General features: G+C 35.2%; 19 protein-coding genes and 2 pseudogenes. 15 read left to right on the forward strand and 6 right to left on the reverse strand.

Annotation, left to right across the window (positions count from 1 at the left end):
• Window positions 1–4: 4 nt before the first annotated feature.
• Both BJB63x_RS01300 and BJB63x_RS01305 read right to left on the reverse strand, forming a co-directional pair.
• On the reverse strand, window positions 5–1,048 hold the full coding sequence (locus BJB63x_RS01300; protein WP_078718672.1) for a hemin-degrading factor: 1,044 nt from the start codon (window positions 1,046–1,048) through the stop codon (window positions 5–7).
• A gap of 254 nt (window positions 1,049–1,302) precedes the next feature.
• Window positions 1,303–3,501, reverse strand: a complete 2,199-nt coding sequence (locus tag BJB63x_RS01305) for a TonB-dependent hemoglobin/transferrin/lactoferrin family receptor (RefSeq protein WP_078718673.1) — start codon at window positions 3,499–3,501, stop codon at window positions 1,303–1,305.
• A gap of 251 nt (window positions 3,502–3,752) precedes the next feature.
• On the opposite strand from BJB63x_RS01305, the gene BJB63x_RS01310 reads away from it, so the two are divergent.
• The 6 genes from BJB63x_RS01310 (at window position 3,753) to BJB63x_RS01335 (ending at window position 9,589) form a co-directional block, all read left to right on the forward strand.
• Window positions 3,753–4,508 (forward strand): energy transducer TonB family protein, encoded by a 756-nt coding sequence (locus BJB63x_RS01310; protein ID WP_078718674.1) that lies wholly within the window; start codon window positions 3,753–3,755, stop codon window positions 4,506–4,508.
• Between the two features lie 683 nt (window positions 4,509–5,191).
• Window positions 5,192–5,830, forward strand: coding sequence for a ribonuclease HII (locus BJB63x_RS01315; RefSeq protein WP_078718675.1), 639 nt, complete (start codon window positions 5,192–5,194; stop codon window positions 5,828–5,830).
• The gene (locus BJB63x_RS01320; protein ID WP_078718676.1) at window positions 5,830–6,792 is read left to right on the forward strand and encodes an L-threonylcarbamoyladenylate synthase; all 963 of its coding nucleotides are present in this window, start codon (window positions 5,830–5,832) and stop codon (window positions 6,790–6,792) included. The genes BJB63x_RS01315 and BJB63x_RS01320 overlap by 1 nt, the downstream gene beginning before the upstream one ends.
• A gap of 2 nt (window positions 6,793–6,794) precedes the next feature.
• Window positions 6,795–8,204: an FAD-binding oxidoreductase gene (locus BJB63x_RS01325; RefSeq protein ID WP_078718677.1), complete on the forward strand. Its 1,410-nt coding sequence runs from the start codon at window positions 6,795–6,797 to the stop codon at window positions 8,202–8,204.
• 156 nt (window positions 8,205–8,360) lie between these two features.
• Window positions 8,361–8,891, forward strand: coding sequence for a DUF6101 family protein (locus BJB63x_RS01330; RefSeq protein ID WP_078718678.1), 531 nt, complete (start codon window positions 8,361–8,363; stop codon window positions 8,889–8,891).
• A gap of 293 nt (window positions 8,892–9,184) precedes the next feature.
• Window positions 9,185–9,589, forward strand: coding sequence for a YcxB family protein (locus tag BJB63x_RS01335; RefSeq protein ID WP_078718679.1), 405 nt, complete (start codon window positions 9,185–9,187; stop codon window positions 9,587–9,589).
• On the opposite strand, the gene purD is transcribed toward BJB63x_RS01335, so the two are convergent.
• Window positions 9,586–10,860, reverse strand: a complete 1,275-nt coding sequence (gene purD / locus BJB63x_RS01340; RefSeq protein WP_078718680.1) for a phosphoribosylamine--glycine ligase — start codon at window positions 10,858–10,860, stop codon at window positions 9,586–9,588. The genes BJB63x_RS01335 and purD overlap by 4 nt on opposite strands.
• A 92-nt stretch (window positions 10,861–10,952) precedes the next feature.
• Between purD and ubiA the strand changes: the two genes are divergently transcribed.
• Complete coding sequence (ubiA, locus tag BJB63x_RS01345; protein ID WP_078718681.1) at window positions 10,953–11,960, forward strand: 4-hydroxybenzoate octaprenyltransferase; 1,008 nt, start codon at window positions 10,953–10,955, stop codon at window positions 11,958–11,960.
• A gap of 92 nt (window positions 11,961–12,052) precedes the next feature.
• Here the strand turns inward: ubiA and pdxH are convergent, their stop codons facing one another.
• Window positions 12,053–12,676 (reverse strand): pyridoxamine 5'-phosphate oxidase, encoded by a 624-nt coding sequence (gene pdxH, locus BJB63x_RS01350; RefSeq protein ID WP_078718682.1) that lies wholly within the window; start codon window positions 12,674–12,676, stop codon window positions 12,053–12,055.
• A gap of 317 nt (window positions 12,677–12,993) precedes the next feature.
• Here pdxH and BJB63x_RS01355 point away from each other — a divergent pair, with 317 nt between their 5' ends.
• From BJB63x_RS01355 to BJB63x_RS01385, 8 genes and pseudogenes are all read left to right on the forward strand, one after another.
• On the forward strand, window positions 12,994–13,884 hold the full coding sequence (locus BJB63x_RS01355) for a DnaJ C-terminal domain-containing protein (RefSeq protein ID WP_078718683.1): 891 nt from the start codon (window positions 12,994–12,996) through the stop codon (window positions 13,882–13,884).
• 131 nt (window positions 13,885–14,015) lie between these two features.
• The gene (gene fabI / locus BJB63x_RS01360; protein WP_078718684.1) at window positions 14,016–14,834 is read left to right on the forward strand and encodes an enoyl-ACP reductase FabI; all 819 of its coding nucleotides are present in this window, start codon (window positions 14,016–14,018) and stop codon (window positions 14,832–14,834) included.
• A gap of 80 nt (window positions 14,835–14,914) precedes the next feature.
• Window positions 14,915–15,543: pseudogene (locus BJB63x_RS06490) on the forward strand (chorismate synthase); the annotation flags it as partial.
• The gene (ribB, locus tag BJB63x_RS01365; protein WP_078718685.1) at window positions 15,533–16,651 is read left to right on the forward strand and encodes a 3,4-dihydroxy-2-butanone-4-phosphate synthase; all 1,119 of its coding nucleotides are present in this window, start codon (window positions 15,533–15,535) and stop codon (window positions 16,649–16,651) included. The pseudogene BJB63x_RS06490 and the gene ribB, both read left to right, overlap by 11 nt.
• Before the next feature lie 7 nt (window positions 16,652–16,658).
• Complete coding sequence (locus tag BJB63x_RS01370) at window positions 16,659–16,913, forward strand: exodeoxyribonuclease VII small subunit (RefSeq protein ID WP_078718686.1); 255 nt, start codon at window positions 16,659–16,661, stop codon at window positions 16,911–16,913.
• Window positions 16,914–17,387: 474 nt separating this feature from the next.
• Window positions 17,388–19,310 (forward strand): 1-deoxy-D-xylulose-5-phosphate synthase, encoded by a 1,923-nt coding sequence (gene dxs / locus BJB63x_RS01375; RefSeq protein ID WP_078718687.1) that lies wholly within the window; start codon window positions 17,388–17,390, stop codon window positions 19,308–19,310.
• 2 nt (window positions 19,311–19,312) lie between these two features.
• Window positions 19,313–20,062, forward strand: coding sequence for a TlyA family RNA methyltransferase (locus BJB63x_RS01380; RefSeq protein WP_078718688.1), 750 nt, complete (start codon window positions 19,313–19,315; stop codon window positions 20,060–20,062).
• Window positions 20,052–21,302, forward strand: a pseudogene (locus BJB63x_RS01385) (class I SAM-dependent RNA methyltransferase). The gene BJB63x_RS01380 and the pseudogene BJB63x_RS01385 overlap by 11 nt, the downstream one beginning before the upstream one ends.
• Window positions 21,303–21,378: 76 nt before the next feature.
• Here BJB63x_RS01385 and tldD read toward each other — a convergent pair.
• Window positions 21,379–22,794: a metalloprotease TldD gene (gene tldD / locus BJB63x_RS01390; RefSeq protein WP_078718689.1), complete on the reverse strand. Its 1,416-nt coding sequence runs from the start codon at window positions 22,792–22,794 to the stop codon at window positions 21,379–21,381.
• A 108-nt stretch (window positions 22,795–22,902) separates the two neighbouring features.
• Window positions 22,903–23,433 (reverse strand): invasion associated locus B family protein, encoded by a 531-nt coding sequence (locus BJB63x_RS01395; RefSeq protein ID WP_078718690.1) that lies wholly within the window; start codon window positions 23,431–23,433, stop codon window positions 22,903–22,905.
• Between the last annotated feature and the right edge of the window lie 382 nt (window positions 23,434–23,815).

A 23,815-nucleotide genomic window follows, 5' to 3' on the forward strand; every position in this document is an offset into this window, starting at 1 on the left:
ATTTTTAAGTAACTTTTATTTCTTGGCATAAAGGCAAATCATTTAATAGAGAACGCCAATTTTCGCATTCTTTTTCACCTTCTTTTCGCATGCCAAAGAATTGAACAATCATTTCTCCATTTTGACTAAAAACTTCAAGAGAACTAATGTAACCCTCGTTTATAGGCTTGCGAACATGCCATACTTTGTTAACACCAGAAACAAGCATATGTAAATGAAATTTTTCATCGAGAATATTGAGCCAGGGCCCCATTTGTTTAATATTTTTAATTTGCCCACTGAAAATTTGGATGCAGCCTTTATTACCAACAAAACACATAATTGGTATTTCTTGTTGAACAGCTTTATTCAGCATAATTTCAATAGCTTCTGCACTTAATTCATCAGTAAACTCGTTTCCAGCGTATTTTACAGCATCATGTCGACCAATGTTAAATTCCGAAGTAATTTCATGGAGCTGATGAACATCAGTCATTTTTCTCCAACGATTACGAAATTTCTCAATATCCAAATTTGTTGTATCGTATTGTATAGGTGCAGGAGTAGAAAGAATGTTGAGAGCAGACGATTGATCTTCATGGAGTAATTTTTCAACAAGTGCATCCCATTGTTTCATATTTGTCATGTCTTTAGAATAGACTTTAAAAATAGCAGTACCGTATTGATCGAAAAATTGTAGACTTTTTGTAGGTTTTCCAAAAACTATCATTTCATATTCAAAACCAAATTCCCATTTTTTGGGGAAAATACGTAAATCAATTTCCCCAAATGTCATAGGTATCTGTTTATTCAAAACAATTTTTTCAAAACATCCTGTTTTTTCATGAACGGCATATTCATTACGTGTTAATGCCATAACAGTTTCAACTTTAGAAGCATTTTCAAGAAGAGTAGGAATATCAACCTTTAGTCTTTTTGCTTTACCGATTGTACAATAAGCTGCGATGAATTCTGCTTCAGATATACCAATTGAATTAGCAAAATCACGATTACGCATATCTTTTTTTTCTTCACGCAGTTTAATAATCATTTCAGCTGTATAAGACATAAATTTTCCTTACTTTATTTAGAGTCAATTTTACTTTATCCTAAAAAAAACTATGCTGAACCATTGTAAACAATGACTCAGCCTGCCAGTAAATTGCCACTATCAATAATAAAAAAAATTGAAACTGATAAATTAAAAATATTTACAATTCTTTTCCCAATTTTTGAATTAAAATCAAGTAAGGATTAAAATGAAATAACATATCCTCTTATCAATTAGATTTCCTCAATAGTTTAAATACTTGACAGCAATAGTTAAAATTTTTGCACATACGATATCTTAAAATTACGACCAGGCTGACTGAAATAATCCTTTGGTGGTAGTGGTTGCCGTTTAGGTATAGGAGAAGGGGAAGGCAGATCAGTTGCATTCCAGTACTTTTGATCTAAAAGGTTATAAATACCAGCTCTTATAACTGGACCTTTTTCACCGAAAGGTTTCCACCAACCCAATATATCAACTACACCATAACCTGGAACTTTAACGTAATCATAATCTCCTTTCACTTTATCACGCTTAGCAGCTAAAGTAAGTACAACATTTGTTCCCCAAAGTTCTTTCTCATATCCTAATCCAAATACTGTTTTAAAAGCTGGAATTGAGTCTAGATATTCATCTTTATCGAGATCTTTTCCTTGTACATAAGAAAGGGCAACATTACTGTAAAAACCATTCATCAAGGTAAAATATGTTTTTGTTTCGACACCAGAAATACGCACATGTGCACGGTTTATATAATGTTTACGCGCATACATAAATTCTTGTGAAGGCCCCTTATCTATGACATCAATAAAGTTCTTGTATTCATTGGTGAAAACACTGAAAAAACTACTAAAATGCATATTTTTGTATTGCACACCAATATCATATCCATTACTCGTTTCTGGTTTAAGATTAGGATCTCCAATCATATAATAAAAAGAAGGTCTGACAAAGGTTAAATAAAGCTCTGAAAAACTCGGCGCACGAAAAGCTTGAGCCCATTGAGTATAAAATAATACTTGATTATTAGCATCCCATTCTATCCGCATTTTAGGAGAAAAATGTGAGCTCCTATTTTCTTTAGGCATTATTCTGGAACCTAATGCTTTTTCAAAAGCAGGTGTTTTTTGAGGGATATGTTTATACCAATCATAACGTATTCCAGGAATAATACGAATACTATTGTTAGAAAAACCAAATTCGTTTTCGAAAGCCAAACCAAAACCATGGCTATTTGTATCAGGTGCGTCCGATTTGTTCGTGCCTAGAAATACACACGCACGTTCATTTCCTCTTAAATGACAATTATCTTTACCCGATGCATATTGATGAAATTTAGAAGCAAAAACACTTGTAGCAAACTTTAACTTATGACTTACAGAACCAATATCCAATTTTTTAAAACTATGAGCGTTAAAGCCATAACCAGTATTGCTTATAAAGTTATCTCTTAAATAGTCTCCTTTTGGTGCTTGTATACGATATCCATTTAAGATGTGATTATTTAATTGCTTTTGCCAATACAATTGCCCATGAAATGCGTCAAAAATAGCGTCTCCATTGCCATTATAATCATAGAAAATGGAAAAACGTTTACGATATGTGTGTTTCTCAGTGTAAACAGATTTTGGCAAAAATATTTTGGTTGAAGTATTTAATGAATGAGTATCTTTGTTGTGGGCAAAACGCTCTGCTGTAAAGCCAAACCGGTGATTATCATTAAGATATTGATGAACTTTAAAAAGCAAATTATTTTTATCAAAGTCAGCAGGATTTTCTCGTGTGCGCTTATCTCCATAACCCTCTACTGTACCCATATTTTTACGTTGATGACCTTCTGCACGAGAACCCTGAAAAAGCAACAAGGTCTGACTCGTACGCACAGCAAAAGCTTGATCTATGTGCCAACTTTTATCAACAGAATTGTAGCTCCCTTTTGTAAGAGCACCCCAATTTTTTTCTTTTGTAAGGAGTTCTTCAGGATTAAGAGTACGTAAAGCAATAACCCCGCCTAGTGCACCAGAACCATGAAGACTAGAATCTGAACCACGAACAATATCAATTGTAGAAAGCACATTAAAAGCAAATGCGGAACTTCCACCTTTAATACCACGTACCCCATCATTAAGCCATGGAAGAGGAATACCATCCATCGTTGTTAAAACACGATTAGCATTTAGACCGCGAATTACAAAGCTATTATTATCTGTACTATAGTTTATAGATGGATTAAGATGACTAATATCCCGAATATCATTTATTTGTTTTTTATCAATATTTTGAATAGTTTCACGATCAGTCAAAACTGTCGCTTTATTCAAAGGATTTTCTATTTTTTTTTCAATTACAATTGGTTTAAGCTTAGCTATAGAATCCTCATCCTTGTTTTTTGCAAAAACAAATGAAGGCATACAAACTGATAGGATAGATAAAATTACATATCCTTTATAGACATTTCGTTTTATTCGCATAGATCACCATAATTCTTCTTAAAACACCTCTTCTGTAACTAATACTTAAACTCTCAAATAAAAAACATTTGCCTTACTAATTACACAATCTAATCTCATAATAAACAAGTCAAACAATATTATGTTTATAATTGATGCAATCATATTAAACATGATAAAAATCGTCAAGAAAAAAGTTACGCTTTTAGGACAGCCTGTTTTAATAGATCTGGGCATCAGTTGTTTAGCTTAGAATGGTGGTCAATGAGATTATGAAGAGTGCAAATATTTGGCGGATATCAGCTCTTTGGATAGGTGCTTTTTGGGGTGCTCTTGCTTTGCATATTGGAATAGGAGCGCAACTTTATTTTAAAAGTACTCATATGAATGATATTGTATTTACACCGATGGTTATGCTGATTGTTGCACCAGAAATTATACATCCTGATGTCAATACAAATTCTGAAATATTAGAGTTTGGTGTTTTGAAGCAAGAAGAAACATCAAAGTCGGAGCTTAGTAAAGTTCATCCAGCAGAATATCAGATTGCCGAAAAGCCTCAATCTATCGTAGAAAAAAGTAATTTTAAAGTGCTGAAACCTTTAGAGAAATCTTCTCCATCAAAAATGAATCGTGAAGTTTTTATGCAGAAACGATTATCAACATTAAATGTTGCAGCAAAGAAAATTATAAAAAAGACACACTCATTTACTGCGAGTAAGGATAATAATACAGCAGCGTTTGATGGTGCATTATCAAAACAGTGGTTAGCAAAGGTACAAGCCCGACTAGAAAAACAAAAAAATTATATTGTGGGACAGCGTATTAGTAGTGTACAGGGAGTTGTGCAGTTAGAATTTAAAGTACGCGAACAAGGTGACATTTTTGCGAGCCGTATTATGATTTCTTCTGGTAATCAGGAGCTCGATTGGTTGGCTATGATGGCACTTAAACGTGTTGAAATTTTTCCTCCACCACCACGTGAAATGGTGAATAAAACTATCAGAGTATCCTTGATCTTTAGCTAAAGAGTAGGTTGCATCTTGTTCTGTATCCGGAGTCTTCGTGGGTTAATATCAAGGTTGATACTTGTTTGTAGCTGTGTTCGAGAATGAGGGTAACTGATTTCATAATCGCTCCTGTTAGATTTATAGAGATAACAAAGCTTACAGAACTGCCAGTACTTTTGACTATACTACTTACTAATAATATTTACATTTATAATGAAGCCGTAATTATATCTACATAAGGTTTTATGGAAAAGATAAGGTTGTTTAAAATACTAGAGGACTTATGATAAATGAGGTTTTCGGGAAAGATCGAGTTGACGAAAATCGAATTTATAGTAACTATAGCAACGACCAAAATTTATGAAACTATAATTGCTTTTAACAAAGTGTAAATTATCCGATCAAAAATTAATTAGCTTGTAATTTTTGTTGAGATTTAAGGATAAACTTAAATCTATTTGTATACTCTTTCGGAGAGTCAATAGGGAAGATATAGAGAAGGTGAGTGAAGAAAATGGAAGTAATTATTTTTGAAAGTAAAACTATTTTGCTGTGCAGAGAAAATAAGTAATGCGTTTATATAAAAAATTAAGTTAAACTATTTAACTGTTATGTAATATGATAGAATTTTAATATAGGACTTGCAGAAAATGGCTAGTGATGCGAAAATGAAGCTTTTTTCATATTCGTGATTGTCAGATATGTTTAATGTGTCATGTAAGCCAAATTTTTCATATGAATTGGATTTGCAAAAAAAAGGGTTCTTTTATATAGCAGGTGTTGATGAAGTTGGGCGTGGACCTTTAGCTGGCCCCGTAGTAGCGACAGCAGTTATTTTAGATAAAGACCATATCCCTGAAGGTCTGAATGATTCAAAGAAACTCTCTAGTCAACAGCGTAATAGGCTTTATTATGAAATTTTGCAAAATGCATTGGCAATTTCGGTTGCTAGTCTTTGTGCTAGAACGATTGATAAGTCTAATATTAGAAAAGCGACTTTGGAAGCAATGAAGCGTTGTGTTACAGGGCTTGCCATTTCAGCACATTGTGCGTTGATTGATGGGCATGATGTTCCTCCTAATTTGCCTTGTCCTGCAATTGCTTTGACTAAAGGTGATCAGTCTTCGGTTTCAATTGCAGCGGCGTCTATTATTGCTAAGGTGATACGTGACAGGATGATGCAATACGCTGGACAAGTTTATCAAAATTATGGTTTAGAGAAACATGTAGGTTATGGGACGGTAGCACATCGTGCAGCTATCAATAAGTATGGACCTATTGTAAGATTACATCGTTATAGTTTTTCTCCTCTTAAAGAACGCTATAAGGATAGTATTTGATGGTCATTCTACCACTTAATAGTGAGGCAATAAATCAAGCAGTTGCGATTCTTCAACAGGGGAAATTAGTAGCTCTGCCGACAGAAACTGTTTATGGATTAGCTGGTGATGCGACAAATGGAAAGGCAGTAGCTTCTATTTTTTCTACAAAAGGACGTCCACCATTTAATCCTCTTATTGTTCATGTAAGTGACATAGTTATGGCAGAACGTTACGTGGAAATTGATTTGCTTTCACGTCGATTAATGGAAGCATTTTGGCCAGGGCCCTTAACAATGGTTTTGCCATTAAAGGCTCACCATAATATTCATCCTTTAACAACTGCTGGTCTTAATACATTGGCTATTCGCTTTCCAAAAGGCGGTTTTGCAGAAATTATTAGACATTTTGGCCGTCCTTTAGCTGCGCCTAGTGCTAATCAATCAGGAAAATTGAGTCCTACTTCAGCTACATCTGTATTTACATCTTTAGGAACATCAGTTCCCTTAATTATTGATGGTGGGGATTCAAAAATAGGACTTGAATCAACGATTATTAAGATTTGTGATGAAAATGTCTATATATTGCGTCCAGGAGGATTAATTATTGAAGAAATTGAAAAAGTAGCAGAGAAGTCTGTAAAACGTTTAGATCAACAAGCTGTAATTGAAGCTCCAGGGATGTTAAGATCACATTATGCACCTGATACTTCTATGCGTTTAAATGTAAAAAAGGTGGAAAGCGGTGAAGCTCTTTTAGCATTTGGACCTAAACGTATTGAAGGTGTTGAAAATGCTATTGCTGTTTTAAATCTTAGTAAAAGTGGTCGACTAGAAGAAGCTGCATTCCATTTATTTCAATATATTCAGCAATTGGATTCACTTAAAGTAAACTGCATTGCAGTGGAACCTATCCCGTTTTATGGATTAGGGGAAGCTATTAATGATCGTTTAATACGTGCTGCAGCTCCAAAAGGGAAATAAAAATGGAGCAAGATTTGATTGAGTCTTTTAGAAGAATTGTCGGTTCCGAGCATGCTATAACAGATCAGGTATTGATTACACCATATTTATTTGAAAATCGTCGACTTTTTAATGGAAAAACACCATTACTTTTACGGCCATCTTCTACAAAAGAGGTGTCATTGATTATGCGTTTGGCTAGTCAAACGTGTACGCCGATTGTTCCTCAAGGAGGAAATACTGGTCTTGTAGGTGCTCAGCAGCCGGATGATAGTGGTCAAAGTGTTATTTTATCTATGGAACGTTTGAACAAGATTCGATCATTGGATCTTAAGGGTAATGTTGCTGTAGTAGAGGCTGGAGTTGTTTTACAAACATTACAGAAAAAAGCTGATGAAATGAATCGTTTTTTTCCTCTTTCTTTGGCTTCTGAAGAATCTTGTCAGATAGGGGGAAACTTATCTTCTAATGCAGGAGGAACAGGGGTTTTAGCTTATGGTAATATGCGTGACCTTTGTCTTGGTTTAGAAGTTGTTTTACCTGATGGACGTATTTTGGATGATTTGCGATTTGTTAAGAAAGATAATAGTGGTTATAATCTGAAAGACCTTTTTATTGGTGCAGAAGGGACTTTAGGGGTTATTACCGCAGCAGTTTTGAAGCTTTTTCCAAAACCAAAAGGGCAAGAAGTTGCTCTTGTAGGTTTAGATAGTCCAGCGAAAGTTGTAGAGCTTTTGTCTCTTGCTCAATGCTACGGGGGAACATTGTTGACTGGCTTTGAGCTTATGGGAAAACTTAGTTTTCAAATGGCTTTAAATTATAAGATGTGTATCCGATCTCCTTTTGATCATGAGCATGAATGGTATGTGTTGATTAATATGTCATCATTACAGAGTGACAATGATGCATTATCAGCACTGCATGTTATTTTAGAAATAGCTTTAAAGAATTTTATTATTAATGATGCAATTATTGCACAATCATTAAAACAGCAAAATTTTTTTTGGCAATTGCGTGAAAGTATATCATCTGCACAGAAATTAGCAGGGGGATCTATTAAACATGATATTGCTCTACCTATTGCTTCCATTCCTGATTTTATTGCTGAGTCTGCTCTTATTGTTAAAGAAATGATTCAAGGTGCACGAATAGTTTGTTTTGGACATGTGGGTGATGGAAATCTTCATTATAATATTACGCAGCCAATTGGAGCGGATACTGCAACATTTTTAAAATTACGGCCGAAAATAACCCATCGTATTCATTGTTTAGCAATGCAATATCAAGGTACATTTTCTGCCGAACATGGAATTGGTCAACTTAAACGAGAAGAATTACGTATTTTTAAATCACCTGTTTCATTAGAAATTATGCAAAAGATTAAAAAAATGTTTGATCCTTTAGGGATTATGAATCCTGGAAAGATGTTATGATTCCAGAAGAATAAATATTTTTTACATTCTTATTTAGAATTTAATAACCAAAAAGAAACTAAATTTTTTATATAACTTTAATTAATAATTCAATGAAGAAAATCTGATAGATTACTAAATTATATGTGTTATTGAAAAAAATTGGGAACAGTGTATATGGCTAATCAATGCTTTAATCAGGCAAAATCGGTGCTTGAATTTCGATTAGATCCGTGCCATTTGCCACAAGTGACGGCATATTTCACATCAAAAACCGGTAATCAGATAGTTTGTTCGCTAAATGAGCGTGGTGTTTTTTTTAAATTTAGTGATTCTTCAAGTTTATCACGTTTTATTTTAGCTCACCATTTTAGAGGGATTGCAGCTCGTATAGTAGACATTCTGTCAGGTAAGAAAGCCATAACATTAGAGCTATTCCACATAGATGAGGAGATTTGTGTTCCACTTTTAGTTTCTAGAAAATTAAATAATGTTTTTCTGGATTGGCGATTATGGGCACGGATTTACAATCTTCCTATGCTTATGATTGATGAATATAATAACATTATCAAGGTTCAAGACCGTTCTGTTCTACATCAATTTTTTCACAAGGTATCACCTGATTCTGTACAGAAACGTTTTTTACTTCGTTGTAATAATTCATTAGGTTTACATTTGGTGATTAACAATCAGATCGTGCTACAGTGAGTTATATGTTAATTTTTGTATGTTTTGCGATCATTTGTATTGATTTAATTTGTGTTTTTTCTTTTTATCAATAATAATTAAATGCCTATCTAATAGAAATAGAAAAGAATTTTACGTATTTGAAGCATTCAGAAAAAATGAAAATGCGTGTGCTTGTCTTCGAGCTTGATAAAGAGAAGGTAATAGAAGCGCAAAAAATGCATTGCCGTCGTTATATCAGAAGATTGAAGACATTTTTACATTTATTAATATTATAGCTGATTTGTATTTTTATTTATTGTATTTTTCTTATCATGATTGAAGGCCAAAATTGGCCGCATTATTGGGGAAAATCTTTTATTAAAACGGCTTGCATTTATGCTGCAATTATTTGTGTTATTTGGGCATTGAATTATTATGTTTTAGTGACGCATAAAGCCCATCGATTGGTGAAAAATAATCAACAAATAGGCCTTAAACAAATATGGCAATGGGATGATCATGCGATTGCGATTCGAAATTCTTATATACAGGGTACTTATTCTTTCCGTCTGTTTTATGATTGGTGTGAGTACCCAAATTTTATAGCACTTTACATTTCAGAGGAAAAATTCAATATTCTTCCTAAAGCTATTATGACTAAGGAACAGTTAGCTGACTTACGCACTATTCTATCACGTGAAGTTACGAGTCCTAAAACAAAGACTCAAAAAATCTAATTTTCCCGCATGATAGCACGCCATCCAATATCACGGCGCACAAAACCTTGTGGCCAATCAATATAGTCGACTGCTTCATAAGCACGTTTTTGAGCGAGTTTTACGGTTTCTCCTGTCGCTGTTATATTTAAAACACGTCCGCTATTAGCAATTAATTCTTCATTGCGTAAGGCTGTACCAGCTTGAAAAACTTTTATATTAGGGAGAGAATTTACTTTATCAATATTGCGAATCACACTACCTTTTTGAGGAGAAATAGGATAGCCATTAGCAGCCATAACAACTGTTAAAGCAGTTTCTTCAGACCATTCAAGCTTCTTCTTTTCAAGATTTCCTTGAGCAGCTGAAAGAAAAAGCGGGAGAATATCGTCTTTTAAACGCATCATTAAAACTTGACATTCAGGATCACCAAATCGCACATTAAATTCAATTAATTGGGGACCTTTTTGTGTTATCATCAATCCAACGAAGAGAATACCTTTAAAGAATATATTCATTTTAGCCATACCTCGTAGAGCTGGTGTAACAATTTCGTTAAGGGTACGGTTAACCATTTCTTCTGTCATTATAGGAGCCGGTGAATAGGCACCCATGCCACCTGTGTTGACACCCGTGTCACCATCACCAATACGTTTATGATCTTGTGCAGATCCAAAGGGGATAGCTATTTTACCATCACAAAGGCAAAAAAAACTTGCTTCTTCTCCTTCTAGAAACGCTTCGACAACAACTTCTTTGCCTGCATCGCCAAATATACCTTCAAAACAGGCATCAATTGCATCAAATGCTTCTTCCATTGTCATAGCAACCATAACACCTTTCCCCGCGGCTAAGCCATCAGCTTTAATAACAATAGGAATACCTTGTTGCTGAACATAAGATTTAGCTTTCAGAGCATTATCAAATCGTTTATAGGGAGCTGTAGGAATATTATTTCTATAACACAAGTCTTTTGTAAAACCTTTTGAACTTTCTAGCTGAGTAGCTTTTTGATTCGGTCCGAATACACAGATATGAGCAGCATTAAGAGCATCTGTTATTCCCGCCACTAATGGAGCTTCTGGACCAACAACTACAAGATCAATAGCGTATTTTTTACAAAAATTAATGACATTACAATGGTTATCAATATCCAAATCAATATTTTCACCAAATTCCATTGTTGCAGGATTCCCAGGAGTACAATATAATTTCGTTAGCAGTGGTGATGTTGCTATTTTCCACGCTAAAGCATGTTCTCGTCCGCCTGAGCCTATAAGAAGAACGTTCATTACTTGCTCCTATCATAAAAGATGGTTAAATTGATTATCTGTCATAAAAACGATAATTTTTCTATCATAAGTAATAAGAGTAAAATCATTTAATGAAAAAAAGTAAAGATATTTTGCATATTCAATCCTGTAAGAGGCCGGGACGAGTTATGGATGCAACTCCAAAACAGTGGGTTTATGATTTACTTCCTTGTTCTTTATGGTTATATGCCCAATTAGCACGGTGGGATAGGCCTATTGGATGGAAATTATTGATGTGGCCTTGTTTTTGGTCAACAACGATGGCTATTTTTTCTTGTGAAATGTCACAATTATCTCTTTCATCGATTTTCATTAATTGGATTTGGTATCTTTTTTTATTTTTTCTAGGCTCTATAGCTATGCGGGGTGCTGGCTGTACATGGAATGACCTTGTTGATCAAGAAATTGATTCTCAAATAGAACGAACACGTTCTCGTCCATTACCTACGGGTCAAGTAAGTCGGTTTCAAGCAAAAGTTTTTATATTAATACAATGTGTTATAGGTTTAGGTGTTTTATTGCAATTTAATATATTTGCCTTTTTTTTAGGTCTTTCATCATTAGTAGCGGTTGCAATTTATCCTTTTATGAAACGTATCACAAATTGGCCGCAATTCTTTTTAGGGATTGCATTTAATTGGGGAGCATTAATGGGATGGGCTGCTGTGCATGAGAGTTTAAGTTGGGCGCCAATAACGCTTTATGTAGGTTCAGTTCTATGGACGATAGGATATGATACAATTTATGCTCATCAAGATAAAGAGGATGATGTGATTGTTGGTGTTCGTTCTACAGCACTTCTCTTTGGCAAAAGAACTAAATATGCATTGATACTTTTATATAGTGGTTTTGTGATATTAACCAGCTTGGCATTTTATTTAGCACAAGTCCCTATTCTTAGTTTTTTAGGGATTTTTATTGCAGCTATCCATATGTTTATACAAATTAAAGTTATTGATATCGACAACAGTTCACAATGTTTACAGCTTTTCAAGTCTAATTCGTTTGTTGGTTTTTTGATCTTTGCCGGTTTGATATGTGGAGGAATTTCGATGACATTATACTCTTTGATTTCCTAACATTATGGCAATATGTATTATATAATGTTAATGTTATTGAAACGAAAATTCATTATAATGAACGAAAATATATTACTTTAATGACTTGAAAATCAGGGATAGAGTTTTTGCTTTTTCCAATTGTTTTGCTGAATAGAATCTCGTGTAAAGAGTAGGCGATCATGTAAACGAAATGGGCGATCGCACCAGAATTCAATAGAAAAAGGGTTGATACAAAATCCAGACCAGTAAGGTGGGCGTGGAATGTTTCCTACAGCATAGCGCGCAGTATATTCAGTGACTGCTTTTTCAAGAACAAAACGGTTTTCTAATATTTGAGATTGTTTAGATGCCCATGCTCCAATTTGACTTCCACGTGGACGTGATTGAAAATATGCATCTGCTTCTTTAGGACTGATTTTTTCAACGTTTCCTCTGATTCTAACCTGACGACGAAGTGATTTCCAGTGAAAGCCTAATGATGCTTTCATTGATGCTAAAATTTCTTGTCCTTTGCAACTTTCGTAGTTTGTATAGAAAATAAATCCTTTGGGACTAAAATCTTTCAGAAGAACTATACGAACATTAGGTAAGCCTGTTAAATCTACTGTTGCTAACGCCATAGCATTGGGGTCGTTGATTTCGCTTATTGTTGCTTCTTCAAGCCAGCGTGTAAAAAGTACGAAGGGTTCTTGTATTGGAACAAAATTATCATTTGTTTGTGTTGTGTTGTTCATAATGGGTTTGTATCAATTAGCGTGAATGAAAGATTTTCTGATTCGTTTTTCTATCAGATGGCAAAAGGTTGTTCTTTTTTATTTTGAATAAATTAATAATATTAAATGTTTTTATCATGATTTTTCGCTGATGCTAATTTTAGTATGGGCTTTAATACATATCCTTGGATATAAAAATATTTATTTCATATGGTATTTTCATTTCTTTATAAACATATAGATAAAGTAAAATTACTTTAGATAGATTAAGTCAGGAATAAAGATAGTAAAATATACCGGTTGATATTAAAAAATGACAAAGCTGGAAAGAGGACAATATGCGTGATCCATATACGGTTCTAGGTGTGGAGCGCACTGCAAGACCGCAAGAGATTAAATCTGCATTCAGAAAATTAGCGAAGAAATATCATCCAGATCATAATATGGGTGATGCGAAGGCTAAAGAAAAATTTGCTGAAGTGAATCAAGCCTATGAAATTATAGGAGATAAAGATAAAAAGATACAATTTGATCGCGGTGAAATTGATGCAGAAGGGAAGCCGATTCATCAAGCTTATGGTGCTGGAGGACATTTTAGAGATGCACATAATCCTTTTTCGAGAGGCGCGAGAGGGTTTGATTTTAGTTCTTCAAGTGGTGTAGATTTTGATGCAAGCGATATTTTTCGTGATTTATTTGGAAGAGGGAGAAATTTTTCGAATTCTGCACAATATAATCAACCTCAACAGGGAGCACATATTTGTGCCAGTCTTTCAGTAACCTTAGAGCAGGTGGTGGGTGCAGAAAAGGTGGAAACAATTTTTCCTAATGGAAAAAAATTAAAAATTAAACTACCAATTTATATTGAGGACGGGCAAACTATTCGTTTAAAAGGGCAGGGAGAAAAAGTACCATATGGGCAATCAGGAGATGCGTTAGTAACTGTTCACATTCAGAAACATCCTCGTTTACGAGTTGAAGGAAGGGCACTTCATCTTGATTTGCCAGTTCCTCTTAAACATGCTGTTTTGGGAGCAAAAGAAGAAATTCAGACATTGGAAGGGCGTATCGTTGTAACAATTCCCGCATGGTCAAGCTCTGATCGTGTTTTACGGTTAAAAGGAAAAGGACTTCATTTAAAAAACGGAGAGAGAGATGATCTTTATGTGCATGTTCGTATCATGTTACCAGAAAAAGATCCTGCATTAGAAAAGTTTTTTCAAATGTAGAAAAATTAAATTTCTTATGGTAAAGGGTTATAGTTTTAATTTGATTTTTAACCAACTGCTTGAAGAAAAATTTCACCTGTGCCATAGGCGAGTAAATAATATTAATTTCTAGTTGCGATGAGGCAATGCTAATGGCTGATAGTAATAATTTATTATGCGGTAAGCGTGGTCTAATTTTAGGGTTGGCCAATAATCGATCTATTGCTTGGGGGATAGCTAAGGCGGCTAGTTCTGCAGGTGCAGAGCTTGCTTTTACCTATCAGGGTGAGGCACTGAAGAAGCGTGTTGAGCCTTTGGCCAAAGAAGTGAGAGGGCTTGTTTATGGTCATTGCGATGTATCTGATAGTGCATCTATTGATTCAGTCTTTAGTGAAATAGAGAGAAGATGGGGTAAGCTTGATTTTTTAGTTCATGCTATTGGTTTTTCTGACAAAGATGAATTAAGTGGTCGTTATATTGATGTCAGCGAATCAAATTTTATGATGACAATGAATATTTCTGTTTATTCTTTGACAGCTCTTACACAGCGTGCAGAAAAATTGATGCCAGATGGTGGTTCGATTTTAACGCTGAGTTATTATGGTGCTGAGAAGGTTGTTCCTAACTATAATGTGATGGGGGTTGCTAAGGCTGCTCTTGAGGCTAGTGTGAGGTATTTAGCTACAGATTTAGGACCGAAGAATATTCGTGTTAATGCCTTGTCAGCAGGGCCTATAAAAACATTGGCTGCTTCTGGTATTGGTGAATTTCGTTATATTCTTAAATGGAATGAGTATAATGCTCCTTTACGTCGTACGGTGACAATAGAAGAAGTTGGTGATTCCGCACTATACTTTCTTTCGGATTTATCTCGTTCTGTTACGGGAGAGGTGCACCATGTGGATTCAGGATATCATATTATAGGCATGAAGGCTGTTGATGCACCAGATATTTCTGTTGTTAAAGAGTAAGATTTTCTTAATAAATTTTATTTTGTCAGCAACAATTTGGCTAAATTTGAAACGATCAATAATAGCCTTTGTGAGATGATATCAAGTTTGGCTCTTATCATATGAATCATAGTCGATGGGATTATTTAGAGGTTGATAATAATCCTTTTTTTACACCTGGTGCTGAGGCAGTGTATGTTTTCCCTGAGATATCGGTAAATTACTTATAGATGGATCGTCCACCGGTGCTGTTGTTGAGATTATTGTAGAAAATGTCCAGCAAGTTTAGGAGCACTTATTTATGAAAAACTTAATCAAGATATTGCATCATTTTTAATGTCAATTGATGCTGTTAAGGGTGGAAAATTAGTGATGGTTTTGTCGCTGCCCGTTTGAAAGGTGAAGAAAATGTAGATGAAATACAAGTTGGAAGTGATGGAAAAACACTGTTTTTATCCAATTATGCTGGAGGCATTATAGGCCGAATATCAAATGGGCAGCTAATTTTTGTTCTTTTTGCAGTTAACCCACATCGTCGATTGTAGCCTCCTGTCGTTCAATTGATGTTGATGACAACAATATGGATGTTATAACAAAGGAGCGTCATGGTCTATGTATTAGATTTGTTGTTCCTGTTGGTGAAGCAATGGTTGCTTGTGTTATTGTTGATCATTATCTGAGGCATTGCGGTCAAGTCAGTTGTATAGGAAGGAAAAGCGATGGTTTATAATCAAAAAAAGGTTGTTTCTGCTATTCAGGCTTTTGAACGCGGTGAAATTGTTGTGGTTATGGATGACAATGATCGTGAAAATGAAGGTGATTTAATTGTTGCTGCTATCCATTGTACAGAAGAAAAAATGGCATTTATCATGCGCTATACATCGGGTATTGTTTGTGCACCCTTAACAAAGGAGGAAGCGCAACGATTAAATTTAACTCCTATGGTATCAGATAATGATTCAATGCACTGTACCAATTTTACTGTTACTGTTGATTTTAAATATGGAATAACAACAGGGATTTCAGCGCATGACCGTACATTAGCAGTGCGTAATCTTGCTAATCCAAATGCTAATGCTAATGATTTTGTGCGTCCGGGACATATTTTTCCTTTAATTGCACATGAAGGTGGTGTTTTGATGCGGTCAGGACATACTGAGGCTGCAGTTGATTTATGTAAATTAGCTGGTTTGCCACCGGTTGGTGTTATTGGTGAATTAGTCAATGATGATGGGAGTGTCAAACATGGAGACGAAGTTATAAAATTTGCACAGGATTATCAGTTGCATACCATAACAGTTGCTGATCTTATTACTTATCGTCGGCGTAAAGAGACGCTAATAAAACATGTCGGGGAAATACAAATTGAAACATCTGTAGGGTCGGCTATGGTTCAGAGTTATCAACTTCCTTGGGAAACGGTTCAGCATGTTGCGATTGTTTTTGGTGATATTCGTGATGGTGAGGATATTCCGGTACGTTTGCACCGTGAAAACATTTTGAATGATGTTTTTGGTCAAGCATCAAATATTGAAGCTATTATGCGTCGTATGGTAGAAGAAGAAAAACGCGGTGTATTTGTTTATCTGCGAGGGGGTCCTGTTGGTATTGGTTGTCAATCAGCTGTTAATGATCAGGAAGTAACAACCAGAGATTTAGAAAATCATATGCAGGCAATTGAGCGTGAAAAAGAGTGGCGCCAAATTGGTTTAGGAGCACAAATTTTGAGACATTTAGGGATTAGTTCTGTTATTGTCTATGCTTCTAAAGAACGTCATTATGTTGGTTTAGAAGGTTTTGGAATTCGCATATCTAGAACAGATATAGACATATTATGAGGATTACATGAAACAAGAAGAAAACAAAGGAGATATTGCTACGTTGAGTTTTGAGGAAGCACTTAAGCAGCTTGAAGCAATTGTCGAAAATCTAGAACGTGGAGATGTTCCTTTAGAACAATCGATTGATATTTATTCACGTGGTGAAGCTCTTAAAAATCATTGCGATAGATTACTAAAAGTAGCTGAAGCTAAGGTTGAAAAAATTCAATTTTCAGATGATGGCAAGCCATCAGGTGTAGAACCATTGGATCCTGAATGATATAAGTGATTTTTTTTGTTTTATTGAGCGTAGGAAGTACAAAAAAACATATGTGAAACAAATTTCATTAATCTCATTTCTTAATATAAAATAAGTCAAAAGGATTTATATAAATCTTCAAAGCATATACTTATTAATTGTCATTATATCAGTATAATTATCATATCAGTATAATTATCACCCGTTTTTTTATTAATATTATTCTTTTTTCTTTATAACTAAGTAATTGATAAAAACATTATTATGATTGTGCAGTGTATAGACTATTATAATGATGAGAGCTATTTACACTTTATTGAATATTAGCATACATCATGATATCTACATCATTATTTATTTTTTGTATTCTGTTCATACAGAGCAATTTTTATAAAAAACCAGCAATTAAAAAACCTATTAAGGTATGGATTCTAAAAATGTATTGGAAGAACAAGATAACATAATTTATTGCTCTAATAATATAAGGAGTTTTTTTTGTCTCGCCCATTAACGCCATTGCTTGATCTAATTCATTTGCCTCAGGATTTGCGGGCGTTACCTGAGTCTAATTTGATACAGTTAGCTCATGAATTGCGCGTCGAAACAATTGATGCGGTTTCTGTAACGGGTGGTCATCTTGGGGCGGGGCTCGGTGTTGTTGAACTCACTATTGCACTACATTATGTTTTTAATACACCCGATGATAGGATTATTTGGGATGTTGGTCATCAAACCTATCCCCATAAAATTTTGACTGGTCGCAGAGATAAAATTCGCACATTGCGTCAAGAGGGTGGTCTATCAGGTTTTACAAAGCGTTCAGAAAGTGTGTATGATCCATTTGGTGCTGGTCATTCTTCCACTTCAATTTCAGCTGGTCTTGGTATGGCGATGGTTAGTGCATTGAAAGCTGAAGAAAGACGCAACATTATTTCTGTTATTGGTGATGGTGCTATATCTGCAGGCATGGCTTATGAAGCAATGAATAATGCTGGTGCTTTAGATGCACGCTTGATTGTTATCCTTAATGATAATGATATGTCTATTGCACCTCCTACTGGTGCTATGAGTGCTCATCTTGCACGATTAGTTTCTCGTCCATCTTACCGCAGTTTGCGTGAACGGGTAAAGATTTTAAGCAAAAAATTACCAAAATTCTTTTTGGAGAAAGCACGTTATTCAGAAGAATTTGCACGTAGTTTTTTTGTTGGAGGGACCTTGTTTGATGAACTTGGATTTTACTATGTTGGACCGATAGATGGTCATAATTTTGGGCATTTGTTACCTGTTTTAAAAAATGTTCGTGAATGTCCTGATGGTCCTGTTTTAGTACATGTAGTAACGCATAAAGGCAAAGGATACGCACCTGCAGAAGCGTCATCTGATAAATATCATGGTGTTAATCGTTTTGATGTCATTACAGGTAAACAAGTTAAAGCACAAAGTAACTCTCTTTCTTATACTAAAGTGTTCTCTAAAGCTTTGATAGAGGAGGCTACACATGATAATAAAATTGTTGCCATCACGGCAGCAATGCCAAATGGAACAGGACTTGACTTGTTTGCCGAAAAATTTCCAAAAAGGATGTTTGATGTTGGTATTGCTGAGCAGCATGCTGTGACTTTTGCTGCAGGTATTGCCAGTGAGGGATATAAACCTTTTGTTGCGATCTATTCTACTTTTTTACAGCGTGCTTATGATCAGATTATCCATGATGTATCTCTCCAAAAATTACCGGTACGTTTTGCCATTGATAGAGCAGGCTTTGTTGGAGCAGATGGTGCAACGCACGCAGGGAGTTTTGATATTGTTTTTTTGGCAACTCTTCCTGATTTTGTTGTTATGGCACCTTCTGATGAGATTGAACTTATGCATATGGTGCGTACAGCGGCAGCTTATGATCAGGGACCTATTTCTTTTCGTTATCCACGGGGTGAGGGTATTGGTATGGATTTGCCACAGCGGGGTGAATTGCTTGAAATTGGGAAAGGGCGAGTTTTATGCGAAGGAAGTAAGGTTGCTCTGGTTTGTTTTGGAACACGATTATCTGAAGTATTAGTCGCAGCTGATGAATTAGTGGTAGAAGGATTGTCTACTACTGTTGCAGATGTCCGGTTTGCCAAGCCTTTGGATAAGGATTTGATGCGTCGGTTAGCACGGGAGCATGAAGTTTTAGTGACAATTGAAGAAGGAGCAGTAGGTGGATTTGGAGCGCACTTACTACAGTTTTTGGCACAAGAGGGGCTCTTAGAGCATGGTTTAAAAGTTCGTACCCTAAAGTTTCCTGATGAATATTTAAATCATGGTTCGCCAAATAAGGTTCTCTCACAGATTGGACTCGATGCGACAGGTATTATTAATGTTGTTTTTAGTGCTTTAAGGCGTAAACTTCGGCCTATATCGGGAACTCAAGTGTAAATATGACAGTCACGAAAAGACTCGATATCCTCTTAGTTGAAAAAAATTTTTTTGCAACTCGTTCACGGGCACGTGATGCAGTTGCGCGGAAAACAGTTAAAGTTGATGGAAAAATCATTTTTAAAGCTGGAAAAATGATTGCTGATGATGCAATAATTACTGTTTCTGACTCTGCGCAAAATTATGTATCTCGTGCAGCATTGAAACTTATTTATGCACTTGATATGTTTCCAGTGATAACAAATAAAATTACTGCAATTGATGTTGGTGCATCGACAGGTGGGTTTACACAAGTTCTTTTAGAACGAGGAGCTGCTCATGTTATTGCTCTTGATGTTGGTTACAATCAATTTGATGCTCGTTTATCTGACAATAGTGCTGTAACCTTATTAGAGGGTTTGAATGTTAGGGATTTGAAACAGGAACATTTAGGTAGTCATGAGATTGATCTTATTGTATCAGATGTCAGTTTTATTTCTCTTAAACTTGCATTACCATCTGTTTTATCTTTAACTAAAAAGAGCGCTCAAGCGGTTTTATTGGTAAAACCTCAATTTGAAGTTGGTCGAGCGGGTGTTGGTAAAGGGGGAATATTGAAAGATCCGTTAATAGCAAAAAAAACTGCTGAAGAACTTTTTGATTGGCTGAATACTCAAATAGGATGGACAGCAAAAGGTTTGCTTCTTTCACCTATTACAGGTGGTGACGGTAATTTAGAATATTTGTTATTCGGAGAAAAAAGTGAAAAATGATGTTATAATTGACCATATTGGCATGAACGGTCATGGTATTGCCAAAACAGCATATGGTTCAATTTCTGTACCTTTTACTTTGCCTAGAGAGATTATTAATGTTACTCTTAATGGAAAATATGGTACACTTATTACTTTAAAAAAAATCACTAGAACGTATTGATGCTGTTTGTCAATATTTTGGGGCATGTGGAGGATGCATGCTTCAGCATTAGCGTTTTGATGCTTATCACTTTTGGAAGCGACAATTAGTTGTTAATGTATTTAAAAGATATGGCCTTGATGTTGTTATTTCTCCATTAATTGAATGTGGAAATTATACCCGTCGACGAGTTACTTTAACAGCATCTGTGTTTCAAAAAGGTCATATTGTTGGTTTTAATCGTTATCGATCTCATGATATTATAGATATTAAAGAATGTACGGTTACTCGTTCAGACATTTTATCTAAACTAGATGATATCAGAATGATATGCGCTCTTTTAAGAAATAACGCTAAACGCTTTCATGTGACAGTGATAGCAGTTGAAAACGGTTTTGATGTTGCGTTAATCGGCTGTGTTGTACTAGACGAATTTGACTGTCAGAAAATGATAAATGCAGCTCTTTCATGTGAAATTACGCGTTTATCCGTTGAAGGTGAAGTTTTAGTTGAACAAGAAAAACCAGTGATTTATTTTGGAGATGTTTGTGTTAAATTTCCTATTGGTTGTTTTCTTCAAGCAACTTTTGAAGCGGAAACTATTATGGGTGATATTATTTTAACTCATTTAAAAAAGCAAAAAATGCTGCTGATTTATTTGCAGGAGTAGGAACTTTTACTTTACGTATGGCTAAAAAGATGAATGTTCATGCAATAGAAAATGATGGAAAAGCATTAACTAATCTAGATCAAGCAGCACGTATTGCTAACGGTTTAAAAACAGTGATTTGTGAAAAACGTGACTTATTCCTTCGTCCACTTTCTGCAAAAGAGCTCGAACGCTTTGATAGCATTGTTTTTGATCCGCCACGTTTTGGTGCAGAAGAACAGGTAAATGAGTTGGCAAAGACAACGGTAGCACGTGTTGTAGCTGTTTCGTGCAATCCTGTTACATTAGCTCGTGATTTGTCTATTCTCGTTGCTGGCGGTTATACAATAGAAAAAGTTGTACCGATTGATCAATTTTTATGGTCACCTCACATTGAAATTGTTACAACTTTAAGCAAACGAAAAACGAAAAGAAGTTGGAAGTTTTAGTTAAAAAATAGAAACGCTCTTTATGAATAAGACTGAGAAATTTCCAGATTAGGTTTATCCAATTGATTCTATCAAACTAAACTGCTGTCCCACCAATTGTCATATTATTAATTCGCAAATGAGGTTGTCCAACCCCAACAGGAACATTTTGTCCTGCTTTTCCGCACATTCCTACACCATTATCAAGTTTGCTATCATTACCAATCATTGTAATACGTTTCATAGCATCTGGTCCATTACCAATAAGGGTTGCACCCCTGATTGGAGCTATGATTTTGCCATTTTCTACTCGATAAGCTTCGGTACACTCAAATACAAATTTTCCAGAAGTAATATCTACTTGTCCTCCACCAAACGAAACAGCATAAATACCGTTTTTTAATGAGGATAAAATTTCTTCAGGTGTTTTATCTCCACCCAGCATTATTGTATTAGTCATTCGCGGTATTGGTGCGTGTGCATAGGATGCACGACGTCCATTCCCGGTTGGATTCATTCCCATAAGCCGAGCATTTAATCTATCTTGCATATAATTAACGAGTTTTCCATCTTCAATCAAAACATTACGATTTGATGGAGTTCCTTCATCATCCACTGTAAGTGAACCACGGCATTCAGGTATTGTACCATCATCGACAATGGTAACACCCTCTGCTGCAACTTGTTGGCCTAAAAGTCCAGAAAAAGCAGATGTTTTTTTACGGTTGAAGTCTCCTTCCAAACCATGGCCAACAGCTTCATGAAGCATAACACCAGGCCATCCATTGGCTAATACAACATCAAATGTTCCTGCTGGCGCTTCTTCTGCTTCTAGATTAATTAAGGCTATTCGTAAAGCTTCATCAGCAGCTTTTTTCCAATTTTTTTCACAAATGAATTGATTAAACATTTGTCGTCCACCACAGCCATAGGAGCTATTTTCCCGCCGATTGCCATTGGCAACAACCACTGATATAGAAAGGCGTACAAGGGGACGAATATCACGAACAAAATGTCCATCAGCTCGTAAAATTTCAATATGCTGTAATGAACCGGAAAGAGCAACAGTCACTTGATGTAATTTGTCATTTTTTTCGCGTAAATATGAATCAATTTTTTGCAAAAGCGCACTTTTTTTTTCAAATGAGGGAGAAACAAGAGGACTTTCTGATTTATAAAGTTTTTTATTTGTCGGTTTAGGAGCTGCCCTATAAGGGCCTCCATGATTATTATAGGTCGCAGTTTTAGCTGTTTCACTAGCACGTTTAAGTGCAGTAGCAGATAGTTCACCAGAGTGAGCATATCCAGTGGTTTCTCCGGAAACAACACGTAAACCGAATCCTATATCCTGATGAAATGAGCCATTTTTAAGCTGTCCATTATCAAATAAAAGAACTTCGCTTTCTGTATATTCAAGGTAAAGCTCACCATCATCAGCTTTGTGAAGCGCTTCTTGTACAAATGATTGCACTTTTGATGAGGAAATATCAAAACGGTCAATCAACGATTGCATAGCAGTTATTCCTATTTTATTAGTTTTGAAAGCTTAGAATTTTTTCTTTATTATTTAGGAAATAAAAAACAACGACATATTATTAGGTCAAAAGTGGTAAGTTATTTGTTATAAAGTTGCATAGGCGTCATTAAGACCATTGAGATCAACCACACCTCCGATTCCTTGCTCGGGAGTTGTAAAGATAATGTAAGTCGCTAATTTACCTTCTAAAAAGAGCTTTACTACATTCTCTTTAAGAAGCGTTTCAGCAACACAATTATTCCCTAAGCAGCGACGATACTCCATTCTTCCCAAATCTTTATCGTCAATTTTAATTACAATTCCAGGTTGTAATTCAACGCGAATAGGAACAAAAACGCGCATTAAGACCTCTTTATTTTGAGGTAATTTGTAAAATACTATACGGAAAGTAATATCACGACGCTTTTGCGCACGAACATCTTGTACAATTTCACATTGTACATTCGGCGTACCTGGTGGAAAAGAACAAATTTTCGTCCATGCGCCATAAGTTTGTGGGGTAGGAACACTCTGCGTATTGGATGTTTGTGCAATAACGTAATTGGTAGTAACATTACAGAATATGCAAACAAGAATGCTAAAAAAGTTTTTTTTGAAAAATTGATTAAGTGTCATAGAAAGCCCTATCCGAATCACCACTATATTATTGTGTATAGGTTTTCATGAAAAGTAAAATTTTGAATTTTTTTAAATATAATACAAAGTTAATTTTTTCGAAGATATGAATTTATATGCACAGAGTGGAAATAAAAATTTAAAAAGGATAGTATTCGATGAAAGTATAATTTCTTAGCGTTGCTATGTGATATTTAGTAGATTTTTTTGTAGTACATTTCTTGAATCCAATATGGAAAAATGTGTTTTTGTTACAAACATTCCTAATCTGTATTGGGTGCGGGGAAGATTAAGTGTATTATACGTTCTTAAAAACACCGTAATATTAATTGGTTATTCCTATATTTTAGACAATGTTTGTTTTTGGATAACATAGATAAAA

This window comes from Bartonella sp. JB63 (genome assembly GCF_002022665.1).
Taxonomy (GTDB): Bacteria; Pseudomonadota; Alphaproteobacteria; order Rhizobiales; family Rhizobiaceae; genus Bartonella.